Origin of the sequence: Halomonas fontilapidosi, assembly GCF_014192285.1 — a bacterium.
Taxonomy (GTDB): domain Bacteria; phylum Pseudomonadota; class Gammaproteobacteria; order Pseudomonadales; family Halomonadaceae; genus Halomonas; species Halomonas fontilapidosi.
In genome coordinates, this window is the sequence record NZ_JACHXQ010000008.1 from 15,711 (window position 1) to 38,890 (window position 23,180).

General features: G+C 67.4%; 23 protein-coding genes. 14 read left to right on the forward strand and 9 right to left on the reverse strand.

What is annotated here, in order from left to right:
* Nucleotides 1-34 precede the first annotated feature (34 nt).
* From hisS to der, 4 genes are read left to right on the forward strand one after another with little or no spacing between them, the layout of a single operon-like run.
* Nucleotides 35-1,363 (forward strand): histidine--tRNA ligase, encoded by a 1,329-nt coding sequence (gene hisS, locus FHR95_RS11940; RefSeq protein WP_281380762.1) that lies wholly within the window; start codon nt 35-37, stop codon nt 1,361-1,363.
* A gap of 27 nt (nt 1,364-1,390) precedes the next feature.
* Nucleotides 1,391-2,047, forward strand: coding sequence for a tetratricopeptide repeat protein (locus FHR95_RS11945; protein ID WP_183314546.1), 657 nt, complete (start codon nt 1,391-1,393; stop codon nt 2,045-2,047).
* A complete protein-coding gene (bamB, locus tag FHR95_RS11950) occupies nt 2,044-3,192 on the forward strand; it encodes an outer membrane protein assembly factor BamB (RefSeq protein WP_183314547.1) in 1,149 nt (382 codons plus the stop codon). Before FHR95_RS11945 ends, bamB begins: the two co-directional genes overlap by 4 nt.
* Nucleotides 3,189-4,592 carry a ribosome biogenesis GTPase Der gene (gene der / locus FHR95_RS11955; protein ID WP_040184116.1) on the forward strand — a complete coding sequence of 468 codons (1,404 nt, stop codon included), beginning with the start codon at nt 3,189-3,191 and terminating at the stop codon, nt 4,590-4,592. Before bamB ends, der begins: the two co-directional genes overlap by 4 nt.
* Nucleotides 4,593-4,625: 33 nt before the next feature.
* Here the strand turns inward: der and FHR95_RS11960 are convergent, their stop codons facing one another.
* On the reverse strand, nt 4,626-5,492 hold the full coding sequence (locus FHR95_RS11960; protein WP_183314548.1) for an ATP-binding protein: 867 nt from the start codon (nt 5,490-5,492) through the stop codon (nt 4,626-4,628).
* Nucleotides 5,493-5,611: 119 nt separating this feature from the next.
* On the opposite strand from FHR95_RS11960, the gene FHR95_RS11965 reads away from it, so the two are divergent.
* Nucleotides 5,612-6,415, forward strand: a complete 804-nt coding sequence (locus FHR95_RS11965) for a M48 family metallopeptidase (protein ID WP_040184114.1) — start codon at nt 5,612-5,614, stop codon at nt 6,413-6,415.
* A gap of 17 nt (nt 6,416-6,432) precedes the next feature.
* Nucleotides 6,433-6,693: a hypothetical protein gene (locus FHR95_RS11970; RefSeq protein WP_040184113.1), complete on the forward strand. Its 261-nt coding sequence runs from the start codon at nt 6,433-6,435 to the stop codon at nt 6,691-6,693.
* Nucleotides 6,694-6,720: 27 nt separating this feature from the next.
* On the opposite strand, the gene aroE is transcribed toward FHR95_RS11970, so the two are convergent.
* From aroE to FHR95_RS11995, 5 genes are read right to left on the reverse strand one after another with little or no spacing between them, the layout of a single operon-like run.
* Nucleotides 6,721-7,548, reverse strand: a complete 828-nt coding sequence (gene aroE, locus FHR95_RS11975; RefSeq protein ID WP_183314549.1) for a shikimate dehydrogenase — start codon at nt 7,546-7,548, stop codon at nt 6,721-6,723.
* A complete protein-coding gene (gene hemF, locus FHR95_RS11980; protein WP_183314550.1) occupies nt 7,545-8,477 on the reverse strand; it encodes an oxygen-dependent coproporphyrinogen oxidase in 933 nt (310 codons plus the stop codon). Before hemF ends, aroE begins: the two co-directional genes overlap by 4 nt.
* Before the next feature lie 45 nt (nt 8,478-8,522).
* Nucleotides 8,523-9,080, reverse strand: coding sequence for an L-threonylcarbamoyladenylate synthase type 1 TsaC (tsaC, locus tag FHR95_RS11985; protein ID WP_040184107.1), 558 nt, complete (start codon nt 9,078-9,080; stop codon nt 8,523-8,525).
* Nucleotides 9,081-9,136: 56 nt separating this feature from the next.
* On the reverse strand, nt 9,137-10,192 hold the full coding sequence (dprA, locus tag FHR95_RS11990) for a DNA-processing protein DprA (protein WP_221199320.1): 1,056 nt from the start codon (nt 10,190-10,192) through the stop codon (nt 9,137-9,139).
* 57 nt (nt 10,193-10,249) lie between these two features.
* Nucleotides 10,250-11,359, reverse strand: a complete 1,110-nt coding sequence (locus FHR95_RS11995) for a LysM peptidoglycan-binding domain-containing protein (RefSeq protein ID WP_183314552.1) — start codon at nt 11,357-11,359, stop codon at nt 10,250-10,252.
* 170 nt (nt 11,360-11,529) lie between these two features.
* Here FHR95_RS11995 and def point away from each other — a divergent pair, with 170 nt between their 5' ends.
* From def to FHR95_RS12035, 8 genes are all read left to right on the forward strand, one after another.
* Nucleotides 11,530-12,042 (forward strand): peptide deformylase, encoded by a 513-nt coding sequence (gene def, locus FHR95_RS12000; protein ID WP_040184104.1) that lies wholly within the window; start codon nt 11,530-11,532, stop codon nt 12,040-12,042.
* 120 nt (nt 12,043-12,162) lie between these two features.
* Entirely contained in the window at nt 12,163-13,152 is a 990-nt protein-coding gene (gene fmt / locus FHR95_RS12005) for a methionyl-tRNA formyltransferase (protein WP_183314553.1), read from the forward strand.
* Nucleotides 13,149-14,501: a 16S rRNA (cytosine(967)-C(5))-methyltransferase RsmB gene (rsmB, locus tag FHR95_RS12010; protein WP_183314554.1), complete on the forward strand. Its 1,353-nt coding sequence runs from the start codon at nt 13,149-13,151 to the stop codon at nt 14,499-14,501. The genes fmt and rsmB overlap by 4 nt, the downstream gene beginning before the upstream one ends.
* A gap of 35 nt (nt 14,502-14,536) precedes the next feature.
* Nucleotides 14,537-14,743, forward strand: a complete 207-nt coding sequence (locus FHR95_RS12015; RefSeq protein ID WP_040184101.1) for a dodecin — start codon at nt 14,537-14,539, stop codon at nt 14,741-14,743.
* Between the two features lie 120 nt (nt 14,744-14,863).
* Nucleotides 14,864-16,237 carry a Trk system potassium transporter TrkA gene (gene trkA, locus FHR95_RS12020; protein WP_040184099.1) on the forward strand — a complete coding sequence of 458 codons (1,374 nt, stop codon included), beginning with the start codon at nt 14,864-14,866 and terminating at the stop codon, nt 16,235-16,237.
* Nucleotides 16,238-16,280: 43 nt separating this feature from the next.
* Nucleotides 16,281-17,729, forward strand: coding sequence for a TrkH family potassium uptake protein (locus tag FHR95_RS12025; protein ID WP_183314555.1), 1,449 nt, complete (start codon nt 16,281-16,283; stop codon nt 17,727-17,729).
* An 84-nt stretch (nt 17,730-17,813) separates the two neighbouring features.
* Nucleotides 17,814-19,052, forward strand: coding sequence for a TraB/GumN family protein (locus tag FHR95_RS12030; RefSeq protein WP_183314556.1), 1,239 nt, complete (start codon nt 17,814-17,816; stop codon nt 19,050-19,052).
* 256 nt (nt 19,053-19,308) lie between these two features.
* Nucleotides 19,309-19,650 carry a c-type cytochrome gene (locus FHR95_RS12035; RefSeq protein ID WP_052448580.1) on the forward strand — a complete coding sequence of 114 codons (342 nt, stop codon included), beginning with the start codon at nt 19,309-19,311 and terminating at the stop codon, nt 19,648-19,650.
* A 34-nt stretch (nt 19,651-19,684) separates the two neighbouring features.
* On the opposite strand, the gene FHR95_RS12040 is transcribed toward FHR95_RS12035, so the two are convergent.
* The 3 genes from FHR95_RS12040 to aceK form a co-directional block, all read right to left on the reverse strand.
* On the reverse strand, nt 19,685-20,437 hold the full coding sequence (locus FHR95_RS12040; protein ID WP_183314557.1) for a tRNA-uridine aminocarboxypropyltransferase: 753 nt from the start codon (nt 20,435-20,437) through the stop codon (nt 19,685-19,687).
* Nucleotides 20,438-20,608: 171 nt separating this feature from the next.
* Nucleotides 20,609-21,343: an SIR2 family NAD-dependent protein deacylase gene (locus tag FHR95_RS12045; RefSeq protein ID WP_040184093.1), complete on the reverse strand. Its 735-nt coding sequence runs from the start codon at nt 21,341-21,343 to the stop codon at nt 20,609-20,611.
* Nucleotides 21,344-21,380: 37 nt separating this feature from the next.
* Entirely contained in the window at nt 21,381-23,126 is a 1,746-nt protein-coding gene (aceK, locus tag FHR95_RS12050; protein WP_183314558.1) for a bifunctional isocitrate dehydrogenase kinase/phosphatase, read from the reverse strand.
* Nucleotides 23,127-23,180: the final 54 nt, after the last annotated feature.

The window sequence follows — 23,180 nt, forward strand, 5'->3', positions numbered from 1 at the left end:
GGGTGGCCTCCGGCGAGCAGACAAGGAGCAAGCATTGAGCACGTCCCAAGCGAGTCGCGACGCGACAAGCCAGAAGAAGATCCAGGCCATCCGCGGCATGAACGATCTGCTGCCGGAGCAGTCGGTGCTGTGGCAGTATGTCGAGCGTCAGATCCAGGCGCTGATGCGGCGCTACGGCTATGCCGAGATCCGCACGCCGATCGTCGAGCAGACCGCGCTCTTCAAGCGCTCCATCGGCGAGGTCACCGATATCGTCGAGAAGGAGATGTACACCTTCGATGATCGCAACGGTGACAGCCTGACCCTGCGCCCCGAGGGCACGGCAAGCTGCGTGCGCGCCGCCATGGAGCATGGTCTGCTCCACAACCAGACGCAGCGGCTGTGGTATCAGGGCCCGATGTTTCGCCACGAACGTCCGCAGAAGGGTCGCTACCGCCAGTTCCACCAGGTCGGGGTGGAGGCCTTTGGCCTCGAGGGTCCGGACATCGACGCCGAACTGATTCTGCTCTCGGCGCGCCTCTGGAAGCAGCTCGGCCTGTTCGACCAGGTCACCCTGGAACTCAACTCGCTGGGCTCACCGCAAGCCCGTGCCGCCTACCGCGACACGCTGGTTCGCTACTTCGAGGCGCACCATGAGGTCCTTGACGAGGATTCCCGCCGGCGGCTGTCCACCAACCCGCTGCGCATCCTCGACTCCAAGAACCCGGCCATGGCCGACATGCTGGCCGATGCGCCGCGCCTGATGGATCACCTGGACGCCGAGTCGAAGGCGCACTTCGAGCGGCTCACCGCCATGCTCGACGCCGCCGGCATCAGCTACGTGATCAATCCGCGCCTGGTTCGCGGCCTGGACTATTACTCGCGCACCGTCTTCGAGTGGACCACCACGGCCCTGGGCAGCCAGGGCACCGTCTGTGCCGGCGGCCGTTTCGATGGCCTGGTCGAGCAGCTGGGCGGCAAGCCGGTGCCGGCGGTGGGCTTCGCCATGGGCATCGAGCGCCTTATCCTGCTGCTCGACACGCTGGACCTGATTCCCGAGGCGGCCCGTGGTGAACTGGACGTCTATCTGCTGCCGATGAGCGATGCCACCGAGCCTGCTGCCCTGCTGCTCGCTGAGCGCCTGCGCGAGGCGCTCCCCGCGCTGCACCTGCAGCTGCATTGCGGCGGCGGCAGCTTCAAGAGCCGGATGAAGAAAGCCGACCGCAGCGGTGCCCGCCTGGCCCTGCTGCTGGGCGAGGACGAGCTCGCCGAGGGCAGCGTGACCCTGAAATTCCTTCGCGAGGAGCGCGAACAGCAGCGCGTCCCCCAGACGGGGCTCGCCGACACCCTGACATCCCTGCTGACAGGCGAATCCTTCGCCTGACGGACACCGCGTGAGAGGAGACCGCCCGTGGCGGAGCTGAGAACTGAGGAAGAACAGCTGGAAGCCATCAAGCGCTGGTGGAAGGAGAACGGCACCTCGCTGATCGCTGGCGTGGCGATCGCCGCCGCCGGCGTGTTCGGCTGGAATACCTGGCAGGACTACCAGGCGAACAAGGCCGAGGCCGCCTCGATGCGCTACCAGCAGTTGCTGGACCTCACTGGCCAGGACAACTCGAACGAGCAGGCCCGACAGCGCGCCACCGAGCTGGTCGGCGAGATCACCGACGAGCATGGCCAGACCCTCTATGCCGACCTGGCACGGCTACTCGATGCCCGCCTGGCCGTCGAGGCCGGCGACCGGAGCCGGGCCCGCTCCGCGCTCGAAGCAGTCATCGAGGACAGCGAACGCGATTACCTCGAGGGCCTGGCGCGCCTGCGCCTGGCCCGCCTGCAGCTTGCCGAGGGCAGTGCCGAGACGGCCCTGACGACCCTGGAAGGCGTGCCCGAGGCCCTGGCCGCCCAGCGCGCCAACGTCCGCGGCAATGCTCAGCATGCCCTGGGACGCGATGCCCAGGCCCGCGATGCCTGGCGCGAGGCCCTGGCCCTTGCCGATCAACGTGACCAGCCGCTGTACGGCGTCCAGCTCAAGCTGGACGATCTCGGTGCCGAGGAGGCCACCCTATGAGACCCACCCTGCTGATTGCCGCCACCACCGCTCTGGCCCTGCTGGCCGGCTGCGCCGGCAAGGTCGAGCCCGAATATACGCCGCGCGAACTGCAGTCGCTGGAGGCCACCACCGAGCTGGAGACCCTGTGGCGCGAGCGCGTCGGCGACGGGCTGGGTGATGCCGGCTACCCGGTGGCGCCAACCCAGGACGGTGACACCCTGTTCGCCGCCGATGGCCGTGGCCTGGTGGAGGCTCTCGATGCCGACAGCGGCGAGAGCCGCTGGGACGTGGAGCTCGACACGCCGGTCTCCAGCGGCCTGACCGCCGTGGCCGGCAGCCTCTTCCTGGCCACCCGCAACGGCGAGATCCTCTCCCTGGACCAGGCCGACGGCGAGATCCAGTGGCGGGCGCGGGTCACCAGCGAGGTGCTGGCCGCGCCGCAGGCCAACCAGCAGCTGCTGGTGGTCCAGGCCGTCGACGGCAGCGTCACGGCCCTGGATCGCCAGAGTGGCGACGAGCGCTGGGTCTACAGCGGGCCGCGCCCCTCGCTGACCCTGCGCGGCACCGGCACGCCCACGGTGATCGATCCGGTGACCTTCGCCGGCTTTGCCAACGGCCGCCTGGTGACGCTGGACAACCGCAGTGGCCAGCCGCTCTGGGAGCGTCGCATCGCCATTCCCGAGGGGCGCAGCGAGATCGAGCGCCTGGTCGATCTGGCCGGTCAGCCGGTCCTCACCCAGGACGGCCGCCTCTTCGTCACCAGCTACAACGGCCGCCTGGCGGCCCTCGATGCCCCCTCCGGTGAGGTGCAGTGGTCACGAGAGCTCTCCAGCTACCACACCCCGATCCTGGTGGGGGACTACCTGTTCGTGGTCGACGAGGCCAGCCACGTCATCGCCGTGGATGCCGGGTCCGGCAACGAGATCTGGCGCAACGAGGCCCTCGAAGGGCGCTCGCTCACCGCGCCGGCCTTTGCCACCGACCACCTGGTGGTGGGCGATGTCGAGGGCTACCTGCACCTGATCGATGCCCGCGCGGGCGAGATCGTCGGCCGTACCCGCGTCGATGGCTCGGGCATCGGCGTGCGGCCGCTGACCGACCGCCGGCGCATCTACGCGCTGGCCAACGACGGCACCCTGGAAGCGCTGGAGCTTCGTCAATGACGCCGGTGATCGCCCTGGTCGGCCGCCCCAACGTCGGCAAGTCGACGCTCTTCAACCGCCTGACGCGCTCGCGGGACGCCCTGGTGGCGGATTTCCCGGGACTGACCCGCGACCGCAAGTACGGCAACGGCATGCTCGGTGACAAGGCCTACACCGTGATCGATACCGGCGGCATCAGCGGTGACGAGGAGGGTATCGATGCGGCCATGGCCGAGCAGTCGCTGGTCGCCATCGATGAGGCCGATATCGTGCTGTTCCTGGTCGATGCCCGCGCCGGGCTGAACGTCGCCGACGAGGCCATCGCCAACCACCTGCGGGTCAACCAGAAGAAGACCTGGCTGGTGGTCAACAAGGTCGACGGCCTGGAAGAGCACAGCGCCATGGCCGACTTCTGGCAGTTGGGGCTCGGCGACCCGCACCCCGTTGCCGCGGCCCATGGTCGCAACGTGACCGCGCTGATCGAGGAGGTGCTCGAGCCCTTCCCCGCGCGCGACGAGAGCATTCCCGCGGACACAGGCACCAAGGGCATCCGCATCGGCGTGATCGGTCGCCCCAACGTGGGCAAGTCAACCCTGGTGAACCGCCTGCTCGGCGAGGAGCGGGTGGTGGTCTTCGACGAGGCCGGCACCACCCGCGACGCCATCGAGATCCCCTTCGAGCGGCGCGGCAAGCCCTATGTGCTGGTCGACACCGCCGGGGTCAGGCGGCGCAAGAATGTCCGCGAGGTGGCCGAGAAGTTCTCGATCATCAAGACCCTGGAGGCGATCAAGGAGTGCCACGTGGCCATCGTGGTGCTGGATGCCCGCAGCGGCCTGGTGGAGCAGGACCTGCACCTGCTGGACTACGTGCTGACCAGCGGGCGTGCCCTGGTGCTGGCGGTCAACAAGTGGGACGGCCTGGAGCATGAGGCCAAGGAGTCGATGCGCGCCGAGATCAAGCGCCGCCTGGGCTTTGCCGACTATGCCGACCTGCACTTTATCTCGGCGCTGCACGGCACCGGCGTGGGGGATCTTTACCCGTCGCTGGAGCGCGCCTTCGCCTCGGCCAACGCCCACTGGTCCACCAATCGACTGACCACCATCCTCCAGGATGCCGTGGAGGCCCATCAGCCGCCGCTGGTGCGTGGGCGACGCATCAAGCTGCGCATGGCCCACCAAGGCGGCAGCAATCCGCCGATCATCGTGGTCCACGGCAACCAGACCGGCTCGCTGCCCGAGGCTTACAAGCGCTACCTGACCAACACCTTCCGCAAGGTGCTCAAGGTGCGCGGCACGCCGATGCGCTTCGAGTTCCGCTCGGGGGAGAACCCCTACGACCAGCTGGCCGGCGCCAGCGATCGCGAAAAGGCCAAGAAGCGCGAGCTGGGCCGCACCAAGGAAGCGCGCAAGAGCCGCCGCTAGCGTGCTCGTCCCGTCTTGACGGCGCTGCGGTAGCTAGCTGCCGTGCAGCCGACGCTTGCCCACCCATTGAGTGGCGAACTGCCAGGCGCCGCGACCGCTGCGGCCGCCGCGCAGGGTGGCGAAGCGGATCGCCTCCGCTCGCGCTTCGGCGTTCCAGTCCTCGCGATGGCCCAGCTGACTGACCCAATGGCAGCAGGCCTCGAGGTAGACATCCTGGTTGAAGGGGTGGAAGCCCAGCCACAAGCCAAAGCGGTCGGAGAGCGAGATCTTCTCCTCCACGGCATCGCCGTGATGGAGCTCGTCGCCTACCAGCCGCGATCCCTCGTTGTCGCTCATCGTCTCCGGTAGCAGGTGGCGACGGTTGGAGGTGGCGTAGAGCAGCACGTTGGGCGGCGGCCCGGTCAGGGCCCCGTCGAGCACGCTCTTCAGCGCCTTGTAGGCATCGTCGTGTCCCTCGAAGGAGAGGTCATCGCAGTAGACAACGAAGCGCTGACGTTGGGGGCGCAGCTGCTCCACCAGCATCGGCAGCGCCGAGAGGTCGTGACGATCCACCTGCACCAGGCGCAGCCCCTCATCCGACAGGCTATTGAGCAGCGCACGGATCAACGACGACTTGCCACTGCCTCGCGATCCCCATAGCAGGGCATGGTTGGCCGGATGCCCATGCAGGAAGGCACGGGTGTTGTCGACTAGCGCCAGCTTCTGGCGCTCGATGCCCAGCAGGTCATCAAGCGAAAGAGCATCGCGGGGCGGGACAGGCAGCAGCCGCCCGCCCAGCGCATGGCGCTGCCAGAGGGCGGCGACATCGCGCTCCCAGTCCACCTCCACCGGCGGAGGCGGCAGCCAGTGTTCGACGTGATCCAGCAGCTTGAGCAAACGACGCGACAGCTCGGCGTCCATGGGGCTTCCTCCGGGTATCCATGTTTCGCGGTTGACCTGATCCACCGTCGGGGTATCTTGTGGCGAACCTCGACGCCCCGTCCAGAGTCTCAGTGATCTGGAACCGACAGGAGCTCTCCATGCGCTGGACCCATTTGCTCGCCGTTGGCGCCCTGAGCGTCAGCCTCGCCGCCTGTACCACCTCGCCCACCGGACGCTCGCAGCTGACCCTGATGTCCGACGCGCAGCTCGACCAGATGGGGGCCCGGGCCTTTGCTCAGTATCAGCAGGAGCTGCCGACCGTCGGCGGCGCCCCGCTGCGCTACGTGCAGTGTGTGACCGAGGCCGTGGTCCGCGCCCTGCCCGAGCGGGAGCGCAACCAGAACTGGCAAGTCAGGGTATTTCAGTCCGAGCAGGCCAATGCCTTCGCGCTGCCGGGTGGCTACGTGGGCATCAATACCGGCCTGCTCGATATCGCCGAGAATCAGCACCAGCTCGCGGCGGTGATCGGCCATGAGATCGCCCATGTGCTGGCCCGTCACGCCAACGAGCGCGCCTCCACTCAGACGGCGACCCAGCTGGGCCTCTCGGTGATCTCCTCCGCCTCCGGCATGCAGGGCGCCGGCGGCGAGACCATGATGGCGGCGCTGGGCATGGGCGCCCAGTATGGCATCCTGCTGCCCTTCTCGCGGCGTCACGAGAGCGAGGCTGACACCCTGGGTCTTGACCTGATGGCCGAAGCCGGCTTCGACCCGCGTGCCAGCATTGCCCTATGGAACAACATGGGCGCCGCCGGGAGCGGTGCTCGGCCACCCGCCTGGATGTCCACCCACCCCAGTCACGGTCAGCGCATCGGCGGCCTGGAAGCGGCCATGGGCAACGCCATGGCCCGCTACGAACGCGCCCGCAACGCCGGCCGCACGCCCAACTGCCCACGCCCCTGACGACAGGCTCGATTCGCATGCTGAAACTCGGACTACTGCTGCTGATACTGCCCATCTTGGTGCTGATGGGCGCCTACTTCATGGAACTGAGTGACGTCCGCGACTGCCTGCTCGTTCAGGAGGGACACTGGGACTACCGAGCCGGTGTCTGCCGCGACACGGCCCAGCCCTTCGTGCCCTGGGTCGACCGTCATCCCTGGCTGGTCAACGGTGGCATGCTGACCTCGGTGGCAGGCGTGGCGCTGTGCATGGTGGGGCTGTACGTCAAAAAGCGCTGAGGGCCACCGGCCGTCGATCACACTTTCTTAAAGCGCCTGCCTGAGCATCTCCAGCACAGGCGCAGTATCGGGGCGCCTGCCGCGCCACTGGAAGAACGACTCCGCCGCCTGCTCGACCAGCATCCCCAAGCCATCCACGGTGTGTGCGCCGCGCTCGGCGGCCCAGCGCAGGAAGACCGTGGGCTCGGCGCCGTACATCATGTCGTGGGCGGTGGCCTCCGGCGCAAAGAGGTCGTCGGGCAGCGGCGGCAGGTCACCGGCAAGGCTCGCGCTCGTGCCGTTGATCACCAGGTCATAGGGCCCTTCCACGGCGTCGAAGCCACCGCCGGCGATCTCGCCCAGGTCGCGGAAGTCGGCAGCCAGGACCTCGGCCTTGGCTGCCGTGCGGTTGGCCACTCGCACGCTCACCGGTCCTTCGACCAGCAGCGGCTCCAGCACACCGCGCACCGCACCGCCGGCGCCCAGCACCAGGATCCGCGCCCCGGCCAGTTCCACGCCATGGCGCCTGAGATCACGCACCAGGCCTACCCCGTCGGTGGTGTCGCCATAGACCTTGAAATCGTTGCTCAGGCCGTTGCCGCCCAGGATCAGGGTGTTCACCGCTCCGGCTCGCCGACCACGCAGGCTGAGGGTATCGCAGAGGCGAAAGGCCTCTTCCTTGAAGGGCACGGTGACGTTGGCGCCGCGACCGCCTTCGGACACGAAGCGCCGCCAGGCGCCGGCGAAGTCGTCCAGTGGCGCCTCGATCGCGACATACTCGATGTCATCACCGGTCTGGCCAGCAAAGGCGGCATGAATGGCCGGCGACTTCGAATGGCCGACCGGGTGGCCAAAGACGCAGTAGCGATCGGTCATGCTCCTCCCTCCTCTTGCGGCTCGCCGAGCCAGTCGCGGGGCCGCAGGTAGTCCTCATAGAGCCGAGCCTCGGGGCTACCCGGCTCGGGGTGCCAGTCGTATTCCCAGCGCACCAGGGGCGGCAGCGACATCAGGATCGATTCACTGCGTCCGCCGCTCTGCAGACCGAAGAGGGTGCCGCGGTCCCACACCAGGTTGAACTCCACGTAGCGTCCACGACGATAGAGCTGGAAGTCACGCTCGCGCTCGCTCCAGGGTATATCACGACGCCGCCGTACGATGGGCAGGTAGGCGTCGAGGAAGGCGTCGCCCACGGCGCGCTGAAAGGCGAAGCACTGCGCAAAGCCGCCCTCGTTGAGGTCATCGAAGAAGAGCCCGCCGATACCGCGGGTCTCGGCGCGATGCTTGAGATAGAAGTAGTCGTCGCACCAGGCCTTGTAGCGAGGGTAGACCTCGTCGCCGAAGGGCGCGCAGGCATCGCGGGCCACGCGGTGCCAGTGCACGACATCCTCGTGCACCGGGTAGAAGGGGGTCAGGTCGAAGCCGCCGCCGAACCACCAGACGGGGGCTTCCCCCGCCTTTTCGGCGATGATGAAGCGCACGTTGCCATGGCTGGTGGGCACATGGGGGTTCTCCGGGTGCAGCACCCAGGAGACCCCCACCGCATGGAAGCTGCGCCCGACGAGCTCCGGCCGTGCCGCCGTGGCCGAGGGCGGCAGGCGCTCGCCGAACACGTGGGAGAAGTTCACGCCGCCCTTCTCGAAGAGCCGGCCGTGCTCGATCACCCGTGAGCGGCCGCCGCCACCCTCGGGCCGGTCCCAGGCGTCCTCGCGGAAGCGGCCGCCATCCTCGGCGGCCAGGGCCGTACAGAGGCGCTCCTGGAGGTCGAGCAGGTAGGTCTTGACGTCATCGAGATTGGCGTGGGCCAACGGGGCCTCCTGGGCTGGAAGAGGATTGGCGGGAAAGCGAGCGCGTCAGGAACGCAGCACCCGGCCGGTGACCAGGTCGCGGATGGTACTGGGGCGTTCGAGGCCGCCCAGCGGGCCGTCGAGGACGGCATCGAGGTCGGCACCGAAGGTCGCGAGGACCTGGTCGGCACTGATTGCCGGCGGCTCCCCGGCACGGTTGGCCGAGGTCGAGACCACGGGGCCACCGAAGGCTTCGCAAAGTGACACGACAAGCGGGTGGTCGGAGACCCGCAGCGCGACCCGGTCGTGGTCGCCGCGCACCAGGCGGTGGGCGCGTCCGTTGTCGGGGACCAGCCAGGTCGTGGGGCCCGGCCAGCTGGCCACCAGCGGGGCATGCAACGCCATGGGCAACCCCTCGAGCCAGGGCGCGAACTGGCCGATGCTGGCCGCCACCAGGATCATGCCCTTGGCAGGCTCCCGGCCCTTGAGGCGCAGCAGGCGTGTCAGTGCCCGGTCGTCATCGGGGTCGCACCCCAGGCCCCAGACGGCCTCGGTGGGATACGCGATCACGCCTCCCGCACGCAGGGCGTCTAGGGCCTGCTCAAGATCACTGGCCTCGATCATGGGTCTCCTCGTCTGAACGCGACATGCCGGGTGACCGGCCTCGGAGGGCTATCCTATCACGCTCCCCGCCGGGCCGGCAGGCGTATCCAGCCGCCGGCGGCGTGGGTCACGGCGCCTTCCAGCTCCAGTTCGAGCAGGCCGCGCTGACAGTCGGCAACGCCTCGGCCGGTCAACGTCACCAGGGCATCCACCGGCGTAGGCGTATCGCTCAGCCAACGCAGCAACGAGTCCTCGCGCGCCTCGACGGGTGCAGGGGCCGGATCGGGCCCGGCAGAAACGGCCACGGCCCACTGGCTGAGTTCTGCGAGGATGTCATTCAGGTCACGGACCAACACGGCACCATCGCGGATGAGTTGCAGGCAACCGCGCGCTGTCGGGTTATGGATCGATCCGGGCAGGGCAAAGACCTCACGGTTCTGCTCGAGGGCCAGCCGGGCACTGACCAACGAGCCGCTTCGCTCGGCCGCCTCTACTACCAGCACGCCCAGCGAGAGGCCGGTGACGATACGGTTGCGGCGGGGGAAGAAGCCGGCGCGTGCCGGCGTGCCCGGCGGATGCTCGGAGAGCAGCAGGCCACCGGGCTCCTGCAGGCGCCGATAGAGGCGGTGATGGCGCGGCGGATAGACGACATCCACCCCGCAGCCGAGCACCGCAACGCTTGCACCACCGGCGTCGAGGGCGGCCTGCTGGGCGGCGGCATCGATGCCCAGCGCCATGCCGCTGACCACGCACCAGCCACGCTCGGCCAGCTCCCGGGCAAAGCCTGCGGCATTGGTGAGCCCCTCGCGGGTTGGCCGCCGCGAACCGACCATGGCCAGCCGCGGCGGGCCAAGGGCACCGAGGTCGCCCAGCGCCCACAGCACCGGCGGCGGATCGGCAATCTGCCCAAGCAGTGTCGGCCAGGCCGGATGGTCGGGGTGAAGCAGGTGCCGGCCCGACTCGGCAGCGAGCCAGGCCTCGTCGGCCGCCAGCTCGGTGGAAAGGGGGCTGCGCGCAGGATGGTCGAGCCACAGCCGCAAGGCCATGCCGGCCTCACGCGGCAGTATGGCCAGCCAGCCGCCCGGCCATTCGGGTCGCGATGCCGTCAGTTCGGCCAGGCGCGCGGCTCCCATGCCCGGTAACCGGACGAGCGCCAGCCATTCCCGCGCCTGCACCGTCAGGGTCCCGCCCTAGCGCAGCGCCGTGTCCAGCAGCCGCTCGGGGCTATGGATGCGATCGCCCACGGAGAGCGTGCGACGGGCCTGCATCACCAGGCCATAGCTCATCTTTTCGTAGGGACGGAAGACCATCACCAGGCCGGCATCTTCGCCGGGCAGGCGCAGGGCCTCGCCGGTACGCGGGTCACTGACCAGCTCGCCGCGCTGCTCGACCATCAGCACATGGCCCGCCTTCAGGCCGTCGCGACGGCCACGGTCGAGCGCCACCACCTGCAGGCGGCCGATGAAACGCACACCGCCGGGCACCGCCAGGATACGCCCATCGATCTCCCGGTCGGGAGCCCGGGGCAGAAACTCGGTGACCAGCCGGCGATCCTCGAGCGGCAGCACGATGTCGTCGTTGCGCACCTCCTGACTGGCAGAGGTCACCTCCAGCACCGCAATGTCATCCTCCTGACGCAGGCGGCGCGCCTGACCGACACTCTCCAGTTCAAGGCCGAGCGACTCGCCGCTGGCGCTATCGACGTAGCGCTCACCCACTCGATAGATACCGAAGCGGCCGCCACCCGCGACCCGACCCCGGGCGTAGAGACGGTCGCCGGCACCGCTGACCAGACGACCATCATCCCCGGCGACCACGTAGGCCAGCTCGTCCAGCGCCTCGGCATCCTCGATCACGCGATGATCGCGCAGGAAGTGGCGTACGGTATCCAGGGGAATCGGCTCGATGGCCTCGCGGTGTGGAGTGGTGCGAACCTCCGGTGACAGCCGGACGATGCCCTGGCCACGCTCGAGGCCCAGGCAGGGACGCCCGTTGCAGTCATACAGGTAGACGACGTCGCCGGGATAGATCAGGTGCGGGTTCTTGATCTGAGGATTGACCTGCCACACCTCGGGCCACTGCCACGGATGCTGCAGGAAACGTCCCGAGATGTCCCAGAGGGTGTCCCCCTTTACCACCGTGTAGCGATCCGGCGCGTCGCCTTGCAAGCCATCTTCCCAGGAGAGTCCCTGGGCCTGGGCCAGGGTGCTGGCAAGACCCAGGGCAGCGCCCACCAGCAGGGAAGAGAGCCCGCCTTTCAGTCGTTGGCGCCAGCCCAAGGCGCATGCTGTCTGTCCCATCCCTGCTTTCCCCCACGTTGCTGGCCACACGCCCGACGCCAAGGAACGACGGCGACGTGGTATAGTCAGATACTATTGAAATGATGCGCACCTGGCAGTTTCGCCATCAAGCGCGTACTTCTAGAATAGTGTCATCCTGTAAATGACAGCATAACGGTGATTCCAACGCCATGGCCAAATTACCCATCCTCGAATTTCCCGACGAGCGGCTGCGCACGATCGCGACGCCGGTCGAGACGGTTGACGACGAGGTGCGCCGACTGGTCGATGACATGCTCGAGACCATGTACGACGCGCGCGGCATCGGACTGGCCGCGACTCAGGTAGACATTCACCGCCGGGTCATCGTCATGGACGTCAGCGACGATCAGTCACGCCCGCTGGTACTGATCAACCCGACATTCACGCCCATCGGTGACGAACGTGAGCCGATGCAGGAAGGCTGCCTGTCGATACCCGAATACTATGCCGATGTTCCCCGTGCCCTGAGGGTGCACCTCGAGGCGCTGGACCGCGACGGCCAGCCCTATGAGCTGGAGGCCGATGGCCTGCTCGCTCACTGCATCCAGCACGAATATGATCACCTCGAGGGGGTGCTGTTCGTTGACTACCTCTCCGTGCTCAAGCGCGACCGGGTGATGAAGAAGATGCAGAAGCGCCACCGGCAGATGCAGCCCGCCTGACCCATTGCCGATCCCAGCGTAACGCCGTCCCATGAAGGCCGACACCGACGTGTCGGCCTTCCGCGTTTTCGGCCACCTCCGTTATCATTAAGGACATCGCCCACTGGCAAGGCCCTGAACATGTCCCCACCCCTGCGCGTCATCTTCGCCGGCACCCCCGACTTCGCCGCCGAGAGCCTGGCAGCACTGCTGGCGAGCCACCACGACGTCGTTGCCGTCTATACCCAGCCCGACCGTCCCGCAGGTCGCGGTCGCAAGCTGACCCCGAGCCCGGTGAAGGCGCTGGCACTGAAGCACGACCTGCCGGTCCTCCAGCCGGCCACGCTGAAGGCTTCAGAGGTACGGGAGGAGCTCGCCGGCCACGCCGCGGACATCATGGTGGTGGTGGCCTACGGCTTGATCTTGCCCCGCGCCGTGCTCGAGACCCCGCCACTGGGCTGTCTCAACGTGCATGCCTCGCTGCTGCCGCGCTGGCGCGGGGCGGCACCCATCCAGCGAGCGATCGAGGCGGGCGATAAGGAGAGCGGCGTGACCATCATGCAGATGGACGCGGGCCTCGACACCGGCGACATGCTGCTGGTCAAGCGTACGCCGATCTCCGCTACCACCACCAGTGGCGAACTCCACGACCGCCTGGCGCGTCTCGGCGGCGAGGCGATCGTCGAAGCCCTGGACTCACTGGCCGGCGAAGGACTCGACGCCACGCCCCAGCCCGACACAGGCGTCACCTATGCCGCCAAGCTCACCAAGGCCGAGGCGGAACTCGATTTCCGGCGCCCGGCGGTCGAGCTTGCCGCCCGAATCCGCGCCTTCAACCCCTGGCCGGTCGCCTGGTGCGCCCTGGAGGGTGACCGCCTGCGCCTGCTGATGGCACGCACTGGCTTGCCCTCCGCGGGCGAGGTCCCGGTGCCACCTGGCACGCTGCTTGCCCACGGCGCTGACGCCATGCGCATCGCCTGCGGTGAGGCCGGCGATCAGGTGCTGGAGGTGACCCGCGCCCAGCTGCCCGGCGGCAAGCCCCTGGCGGTGAGCGAACTGCTCAAGGCCCGCGCCGAGCGCTTCGCGCCCGGCACCCGACTGGGACACATCGATAAGGAGGCCACACCATGAGCCAGGATCCCCCCGTGCACCGCTCCCGCGAGGACAATCGCGACAATGGCCTGGCCGTGCGGGCTGCCGCCGCCCGTGCCCTGGCCCCGGTGATCACCAGCAAGGGCTCGCTCACCGGCCTCGACGACCATCAGGTGGTGGCCCGCGATCGATCCCTGTTCAAGGCCCTGTGCTTCGGCACCTGCCGTACCCTGCCTCGACTCGAGGCACTGGCCGGCAAGCTGCTGGTCAAGCCCTTCAAGGCCCGTGACGCCGACATCCAGGCCCTGCTGCTGCTCGGCATTTATCAGCAACTCTACCTGCGCATCCCGGCCCATGCCGCCGTGAGCGAGACCGCCGGTGCCGCTCGGCTGCTGGGCAAGGAGTGGGCCACCCGTGTGCTCAACGGCTGCCTGCGCCGTCTGCAGCGCGAGAGTGAGGAACTCCTCGCCGAGGTCGACCGCGACCCGGCCGTGGCGCTGCTGCATCCCCGCTGGTGGCTCAAGGCCCTGCGCCAGGCCTGGCCCGATGACTGGCGTGCCATCTGCGAGGCCAACAATACGCCAGGCCCCATGACGCTGCGCATCAACCGCCGCCATGGCGACCGTGAGATGTACCTGGACCGCCTCGCCGCCGCGGGCATCCAGGCGCGTCTCTGCGCGCATGCGCCGGATGGCCTGACGCTCGAAGTGCCCAGCGATGTCGAGAAACTGCCGGGCTTTGCCGAGGGCCATGTGAGCGTCCAGGATGAGTCCGCCCAACTCGCGGCCGTGCTGCTCGGCCCCTCGCTGGCGCCGCGTCCCGGCGCTCGGGTACTGGATGCCTGTTGTGCTCCGGGCGGCAAGACCGCCCACCTGCTGGAGCTCTTCGACATCGACCTGCAGGCCGTCGACAGCGATGCCTCACGTCTGGCCCGGGTCGAGGATACATTGTCACGCCTGGGGCTCAGTGCCACGCTGGCCGAGGGGGACGCCACCGAGCGCAGCTGGTGGGATGGCACCTCCTTTGATGCCATCCTGCTGGATGCCCCGTGCTCCGGCAGTGGGGTGATCCGCCGCCACCCCGACATCAAGCGCCTGCGCCGTCCCTCGGACATCACCAGGCTGGCCGAACTCCAGGCCCGGCTGCTCGACAACCTGTGGCCGCTGCTGCATGCCGGCGGCACGCTGCTCTACGCCACCTGTTCGGTGCTTCCCGAGGAGAATGCCGAACAGATCGACCGCTTCCTGTCGCGCACGCCTGACGCGGTGGCGACCACCCCGGCCGACATGGCCTGGGGCCGTGCCGCAGGTGCCGGACGCCAATTGCTGCCGCAGCCCGACAGCCAAGACGGCTTCTTCTATGCCAGACTGGAGAAGCGTCCCGCCTGATGGCGGGCATCACACTCCCCATCACTGGAGGTTTCATGAGCCACCATACCTACAAGCATATCGAGTTGACCGGCTCCTCGGAGAAGAGCATCGAAGATGCCATCCAGAGCGCCCTGACCAAGGCGTCCGAGAGTCTGCACGGCATGCGCTGGTTCGAGGTCACGGACACGCGTGGCCATATCGAGGATGGGCGGGTTGCCCACTGGCAGGTCACCCTCAAGGTCGGCTTTACCCTGGACTGAGCCCCGCCACGACCTGTTCATCTCACGGCGGCTGGTTTAGGCTTGCCACATCATGCTGCGGCGCACAAGGTGCGCCGCTCTCGATCCCCCGCCGTCTGACCGGAGCGGAACGTAACGACCATGAAGATCATTATCCTCGGCGCCGGTCAGGTAGGTGGCACCCTGGCCGAGCACCTGGCCCGGGAAGAGAACGACATCACGGTGGTGGACACCGACGGTGAACGCCTGCGCGAGCTGCATACGCGCCTGGATATCCGCACGGTGACCGGGGCCGGCTCCTACCCCATGGTGCTTCGCCAGGCCGGTGGCGAGGATGCCGACATGTTGATCGCGGTGACCAACTCCGACGAGGTCAACATGATCGCCTGCCAGGTGGCCCACACCCTGTTCCGCACGCCGACCAAGATCGCCCGGGTGCGTGCCACCGCCTACCTGACCCGCAAGGGGCTGTTCGCCCACGAGGCGGTACCCATCGATGTGCTGATCAGCCCCGAGCAGGTGGTCACCGACCATATCCGGCGGCTGATCGAGCATCCCGGCGCCCTGCAGGTGCTGGAGTTCGCCGGCGGCCTGGTTCAGCTGGTGGCGGTAAAGGCCTTCTATGGCGGCCCGCTGGTCGGCCAGGAGCTGGGCTTTCTGCGCCGTCACATGCCCAGCGTCGATACCCGGGTAGCGGCCATCTATCGCCAGAACCGGCCGATCATCCCGCGTGGTGACACCGTGATCGAGGCCGACGACGAGGTCTTCTTCATCGCCGCCCGCCGCGACATCCGCGCGGTCATGAGCGAGCTGCGCCGCCTCGATCGCGACTTCCGCCGGGTGATGATCGCCGGCGGCGGCAATATCGGCGAGCGCCTGGCCGAGCACCTGGAGCACAGCCACCAGGTCAAGATCATCGAGCACAACCTCGAGCGCTGCACCCAGCTCTCCGAGCGCCTCGACCGCACCGTGGTGCTGCACGGCAGCGCCACCGCCAAGCGGCTGCTGGAAGAGGAGAACATCGAGGACTGTGACATCTTCTGCGCGCTGACCAACGATGACGAGGTCAACATCATGTCGTCGATGCTGGCCAAGCGCATGGGCGCCAAGAAGGTGCTGACGCTGATCAACAACGCCGCTTACGTGGACCTGGTGCAGGGCGGCGAGATCGACATCGCCATCTCCCCCCAGCAGGCCACCATCGGCAGCCTGCTGACGCACGTGCGGCGCGGCGACATCGTCAACGTCCACTCGCTGCGGCGCGGTGCGGCCGAGGCCATCGAGGCCATCGCCCACGGCGACACCCAGTCGTCCAAGGTGGTGGGGCGCCCCATCGGCGAGATCGACCTGCCCCAGGGGGCCACCATCGGCGCCGTGGTGCGTGGCAAGGAGGTGCTGATCGCCCATGACGACGTGGTGGTGGCATCCGGCGACCACGTCATCCTGTTCGTGATCGACAAGCGCCGGCTGCGCGACGTGGAGCGACTCTTCCAGGTCGGGTTGACGTTCTTCTGATGGCACGGCCCACGACCCCCGGTGACCCGAGGAGAAGCGACCGATGAGCCTGCGCATGATCCTGCGCATCCTGGGCCTGCTGCTGATGATGTTCAGCCTGACCATGGTGCCGCCGATCCTGATCTCGCTGCTGTACGCCGACGGCATGTGGGAGGCCTTCGCGGTGGCCATCGCTATCACCGTGGTCACCGGGGCGGTGATGTACCTGCCCAACCGCCACGCCCGCAAGGAGCTGCGTACCCGCGACGGCTTTTTGATCGCGGCGCTTTTCTGGAGCGTGCTGGGGCTGTTCGGCGCGCTGCCGCTGATGCTCACCGGGGACACGGCCCTGACCCTGACGGACGCCGTCTTCGAGTCCTTTTCGGGCCTGACCACCACCGGTGCCACGGTGATCACCGGCATCGAACACCTGCCCAAGGCTGTCCTCTACTACCGCCAGCAGCTGCAGTGGCTGGGCGGCATGGGGATCGTGGTCCTCGCCGTGGCCATCCTGCCGACCCTGGGGGTCGGCGGCATGGCCCTCTACCGCACCGAGATCCCGGGCCCGCTGAAGGACTCCAAGCTCACCCCGCGGATCACCGAGACGGCCAAGGCCCTCTGGTACATCTACGCCACCCTGACCCTGACCTGCATGCTGGCCTACATGGCGGCCGGCATGGACTGGTTCGATGCTCTCGGCCACAGTTTCTCCACCGTGGCCATCGGCGGCTTCTCCACCTACGACGCCAGCATCGGCCATTTCGACAGCGCCACCATCGAGATGATCTGCGTTTTCTTCCTGCTGGTCTCCGCGGTGAGCTTCAGCCTGCACTTTCTGGCCTGGCGCCAGCGCAGCATCACGCACTACTTCCAGGACCCGGAAGCACGTTTCCTGATGCTCTTCCTGCTTGGCCTGACGGTGATCACGGTGATCTCGCTGTGGCTGACCGGCACCTATGGCACCGAGCGTGGACTGCGTCATGCCCTGTTCGAGGTCGTCTCGGTGGCCACCACCGCCGGCTTCGCCGTGGCCGATTTCTCCACCTGGCCCGGTGCCCTGCCGTTCCTGCTGTTCGTCGCGGCTTTCGTCGGCGGCTGTTCGGGCTCGACCGGGGGTGGCATGAAAGTGATCCGCATCATCCTGATCCTCAAGCAGGGCATGCGCGAGGTGATGCGCCTGATCCACCCCAATGCGGTGATCACGGTGAAGATCGGCAAGGTCAGCGTGCCGGATGGCATCGCCCAGGCGGTGTGGGGATTCTTCTCTGCCTACGTGATGCTGTTCTTCCTGATGCTGGTGGGGGTGATGGCCACCGGGGTAGACCAGGTCACGGCGTGGTCCTCGGTGGGCTCGGCCCTCAATAACCTGGGGCCGGCGCTGGGCGAGGCCTCCGCCCACTACGGCGAACTGCCCGTGCTGGCCAAGTGGATCCTGGTCATGGCCATGCTGCTCGGTCGCCTGGAGATCTTCACCGTGCTGGTGCTGTTCACCCCGGCCTTCTGGCGCAAGTAGCCAACCCCAGCAAGCATCGCGGCGGGGTTGCCCGCCGGCTGGCTTCGTGGATAATCGCCTTTCACTCCTACTGCTCGAGCGTCCATGACCGACTCCCAGGACTCCGTGACCCCCGCTCGCCAGAGCGATACCACCAGCGGCCCTCGCCAGGTTCTGCAGGTGGGCGAGACCCGCTATACGCTGCTGGGCACCGCCCATGTGTCGTCGGAGAGCGCCGCGGACGTACGTGCGTTGATCCGCTCCGGCGATTTCGACGCCGTGGCCATCGAACTGTGCGACTCGCGCCACCACAGCCTCACCAACCCTGATGCCATGGGCGAGCAGGACCTGTTCCAGATCTTTCGCCAGGGCAAGGCCGGCATGGTGGCGGCCAGCCTGGCGCTGGGCGCCTTCCAGCAGCGCGTGGCCGAGCAGTCCGGTATCGAACCCGGAGCCGAGATGCGAGCCGCCCTGGAAGAGAGCCGCGAGGCCGACCTGCCGCTGCTGCTGATCGACCGTGACGTGGGCATCACCCTAAAGCGCATCTATCACAACGTGCCCTGGTGGCAACGCTTCTCGCTGCTCTCCGGGCTATTGGGCAGCGTGCTGTCGCGCCAGCAGGTCTCCGCCGAGGAGATCGAACGGCTCAAGGAGGGCGACGTCCTGGAGTCCACCTTCAGCGAATTCGCCGCCGAGTCCGCCTCCCTCTATATGCCGCTGATCAGCGAACGCGACCGCTACATGGTGCTGCGCCTGGCAGAGGACGCCGGCCCCGGGCGCTATCGCCACGTGCTGGTGGTGATCGGTGCCGGCCACATGAAGGGCATGGCCGAGCAACTGGCTCAGCCGCTGCCCGCCGACCCCACGCCGGAACGTGAGCAGCTCGAGGTGACCCCGCCGCCCTCGCGGATCTGGCGAGCGCTGCCCTGGGTGATCACGCTGCTGGTGCTGACCGGCTTCGCTATCGGCTTCTCGCGCAACACCCAGCTGGGCTGGCAGCTGGTCGGGGAATGGTTTTTGATCAACGGCGTGCTCTCCGGGGCTGCAACGCTAGCGGCTCTCGCGCACCCCGTCACGGTGGCGGCGACCTTCGTTGCCGCCCCGCTGACCTCGCTCAACCCCACCATCGGCGCCGGCTTCGTTGCCGCCGGGGTGGAGCTGTGGATGCGCAAGCCCAAGGTGCGGGACTTCTCGACCCTGCGCCACGACGTCACTGAGCTCAAGGGTTGGTGGCGCAACCGGGTCTCGCGCACCCTGCTGGTCTTCCTGACCGCCACGCTCGGCTCCGCCGCCGGGACCTGGATCGCCGGCTTCCGCATCGCCGGGGCGCTGTTCGGCGGCTGACCGCCCCCGCAAGGGCGAGCGCCGTGACGGTGCCCGCCACCGCCCCTAGTGCTCGCAATCCAGACAGTGGCGGGCGTCGACATGAGAAAAAGCAGAGCCCACACCATGGCCATGGTGTGATCGCCGGGCTATGTTCAAAGCAGCTGCAACGCTTATCGCATCGATCCCTGAGCATTGTGGTTGCAGTGTTTTTGACGACCCACCATGGCAAGCATCCGGATGAAGGTCTCCGGGCGCACTAGAGGGGAGCGAGGAGATGAAAACAGCCATTGCATCCATGGCGCTGACCAGCCTGTTGCTGGGCGCCTTTCCTGTGTCTGCCGACATGCATGGCGACATGCAAAAGCTGGCAGAGGAGAAACAGTGCCTGAGCTGCCACGCCAGCGACGATGACACCCCGCGGGCGCCGGGCTTCAACAGCATCGCCGCCAAGTACGCTGGGAGCGAAATGAGAGGCTACCTGGTCGATGTCGTGATGACGGGGGGCGAAGATCACTGGGGATCGGCGACCATGCCGGAGTCCGACGAGCGTGCCGAGGTCAGCGAGGAGGAGGCCGGGCAACTGGTCGACTGGATCCTGAGCAAGCACGAGAAGTGAGCCTCCGCACGGCGGGCGAGGCAAGGGTGCGGGCTCAGCGACGCGCACGTTCCAGTAGGCGCCGCATCGCTGCCGTCGGCACCTCGAGCTTGCTGTGGCGTCGACTGGCGGCGTAGCTGTCGTTGAAGGCGTCGAAATAGTCGTCGAGCACGTCGGCTGCCTGGGCGTCTCCGGCCTGCCGCAGCAGCTCGGTGGCGACCTCGGCGGTACAGAGGTGGGCGGCGGAGGCCGGCTTGCGCAACCGGTAGCGGGTAAGCCGCTCGGTGGCCAGTGGCAGCACCGGCAAGCGGTCGAGGTAGGGACTCTTGCGAAAGATCCGCCGGGCCTGCCGCCAGGTCCCGTCGAGGATGATAAAGACCGGGGTCCTGTTCTCCTCTGTTGCCGCCGTCACCGACTCCATGCCCACCACCCGGTCGGCATAGTCCGGCTGGTCATCCGGAAAGATCACGAAGGGCGCGAAGCGCCTGTCCTCGAGCAACGCCAGCAGCCGCTCGTCAGGGGCCGTGCGGTACCAGGTGAAGACCTCGGTGTCGGGCAGGACGTCGCCGATCAGCCGCCCGGTATTGGTGGGCTTGTGGTGCTCCAGCGGGTGAGTGATCAGCCACACCCTCGCCTCGCTGGTGGCGGTGACCCGATAGGGACAGAGGCAGTTGAGCAGCGGCAAATTGCAGCTCTCACAGCGGGTGACGAAGCTGCCCCGGGCCTTGAACTCGCGACGCGGGGGCCGCGGATGCCCGGTCGCGGGGTCGCGCTCGATGACGCCGTCGTGGAGGGTGTCGTCCTGCATGTATGCCATGGTCCGGGAGCCGAAAGGGGCGGCATTCTAGCATAGGCCTCGCGCGCCTTGCTGCCCGCCTACTCTACTCGCAGGGCTAGCGCAGCAGGGCTATCGCAGATAGCGCTCATCGCTCGGGGCTGATCTGGGGACAAGCCTCATCTTTCGTCATTGCGAACGCGCTTACTCGAGCACCGTCTCCGGCAGCCACAGCCGCCCTTCACGCTTCCAGTGGCGCACCAGTGCCGGCACGCCTTTCCCCGCCGGCTGACCCAGGCGGGTCACACCCGGCGGTGCCAGATCATCGGCCTCGGGGTCGACCAGTATGCAGGGGGCGTCCAGAGGGGCATGCTCGAGCAACGAGGCCGCCGGCATGACCGCGAGCGAGGTGCCCACCACCAGCAACAGATCGGCCTGGGCGGCAATCTCGCAGGCCTCGGCGAAGTGCGGCACGCTCTCGCCGAACCACACCACGTCCGGGCGCAGCTGGCTGCCCTTGTCACAGATGTCCCCCAGTCGAATACCGCCACGGGGCAGCGGGTAGTGCATGCGCGGGTCGACCGAGGAACGCGCCTTGAGGATCTCGCCATGCAGGTGCAGCACCTGGCGCGACCCGGCGCGCTCATGCAGGTCATCGACGTTCTGGGTGATGATGCTGACCCGGAAGCCCTGCTTCTCCAGCGCCGCCAGGGCCTTGTGGGCCGCATTGGGGCGCGCGCGGCGCACCTGCTCGCGACGCTGGTCGTAGAAGCGCAGGACGCGCTCGGGGTTCCGCCGCCAGGCTTGAGGCGTGGCGACCTCCTCGACCGGGTGGTCCGCCCACAGGCCATCGCTGGCGCGGAAGGTCTGGATACCGCTCTCGGCGCTGATGCCGGCACCGGTGAAGACCACCAGGTGGGGGCGTCTCGGTTCACCCATGGGCCGCCTCATGCTTGCTGGGAGTCTCTCGTCGCCATCAGTATGTCAGACCGTTATCGTCCTCACCGGCGAAGCGACGCTTGTTGCGATAGGGATAGACGTCGATCACGCGGCCATCGAGGATCGCCTGCTGCAGCCCTTTCCAGTAGTCGGCATCGAACAGCTCCGGGTGCAGCTGATAGAACAGCTTGCGCAACCTGACGTCGGCGAACAGGAAAGGCCCGAATTCCTCGGGAAAAATATCATTGGGCCCCACCGAGTACCAAGGCTCGTCGGCAAGCTCCTGCTCCGGGTACATCGGCTCCGGGATATGCCGGAAGTTGCACTCGGTGAGATAGCAAATCTCATCATAATCGTAGAACACCACCCGGCCGTGGCGGGTTACCCCGAAGTTCTTGAGCAGCATGTCGCCGGGGAAGATATTGGCGGCGGCCATCTGCTTGATGGCGTTGCCATAGTCCTTGAGCACCGCGCGCGCCTCGTCCGCGTCGCACTGCTCGAGGTAGAGGTTAAGCGGGGTCATCATGCGCTCGGTGTAGCAGTGCTTGATGATCACCTTGTCGCCGCGCAGATAGACGGTGGAGGGCGCCACCTCCAGCAGGTGCGCCAGGCAGTCGGGGTCGAAGTGGTCCTGGCGGGCAATGAAGTTGGAGAACTCCTGGGTGTCGGCCATGCGCCCCACCCGGTCGTGACGCTTGACGAGGCGGTACTTCTCGCGGACGTTCTCGCGCGACATGTCCTTGCTGGGGTCGAAACGGTCCTTAATGATCTTGAACACGGTGCGGAAGGAGGGCAGCACGAAGACCGCCATGACCATGCCGCGAACCCCGGGGGCGATGACGAACCTGTCCTCGCGGCGTGCCACCTGGCGATTGAGGGCGCGAAAGAACTCGGTCTTGCCATGCTTGAAGAAGCCGATGGCGGCATACAGCTCCCCCTGGGGCTTGTCGGGCATCAGTTCCTGGAGGTAGTGCACGAACTCGCTGGGCACCACTACCTTCACCTGGAAGTAGGCCCGGGTGAAGGAGAAGATGATCGAAACCTCGTCGGGCTCGATCAGCACGGTGTCCAGGTGCAACCCCTCGCCTTTCGCATGCAAGACCGGCAGCACCAGCGGCACCTGCTGGCCACCGCCCAGCACCCGTCCGACCAGGTAGGCGCCCTTGTTGCGGTAGAAGACGCTCTTGATCAGCTCGATCTCTGCCTCGGGATCCTCGCGGATGGCCGCGGGCAGCAGCCGCTGGAGCATGTCGCTGCCCAGCGCCGCATCCCGCGCGAGATCGACGAAGGGGGTCTCGAAGCGTCCCTCGCCCAGCGCCCAGCGCAACCCTGCCGCCCAATCACCGCCCACCCGCTGCCGGCGACACAGCTCGAGGCCGGAGTGATGCGCCGCCTGATCCCGGGAGCTATAGACGAACATCCAATCGTTGTGAATGTGCCGGTGATGGAAGAACGAGCAGAACATCGAGTTGAAGAAGGTCTCGGCCAGCTCGTAGTCCAGCCGCTGGTCGATCAGCTCGGCATAGTGCTGCCGTGCTTCACCCCAGTGCTCGCAGTGGGTCAGCAGGTCATCGTCGAAGGTGCGCCGCAGCCTGGCCAGGGTGTCCTGGACCTTCTCGTCATAGAGGTTGATGCGCTCCGCCGAGGCCTGCTGGGCCTCGCGCCAGGCGGCATCCCGAAAGCGACGGCTGGCATCCGCGGTGATCTGCTTGAAGCGCGAGCGGTACTCGTCGAAGCCATGCAGCACGGTGGCAGCGAGGTGATAGGCGGGTGAATGCTTCATGTTCAGCTCAAGCTCCGGGGATCGTTCCCCCCCAGCATGACGAATTGAGCACCG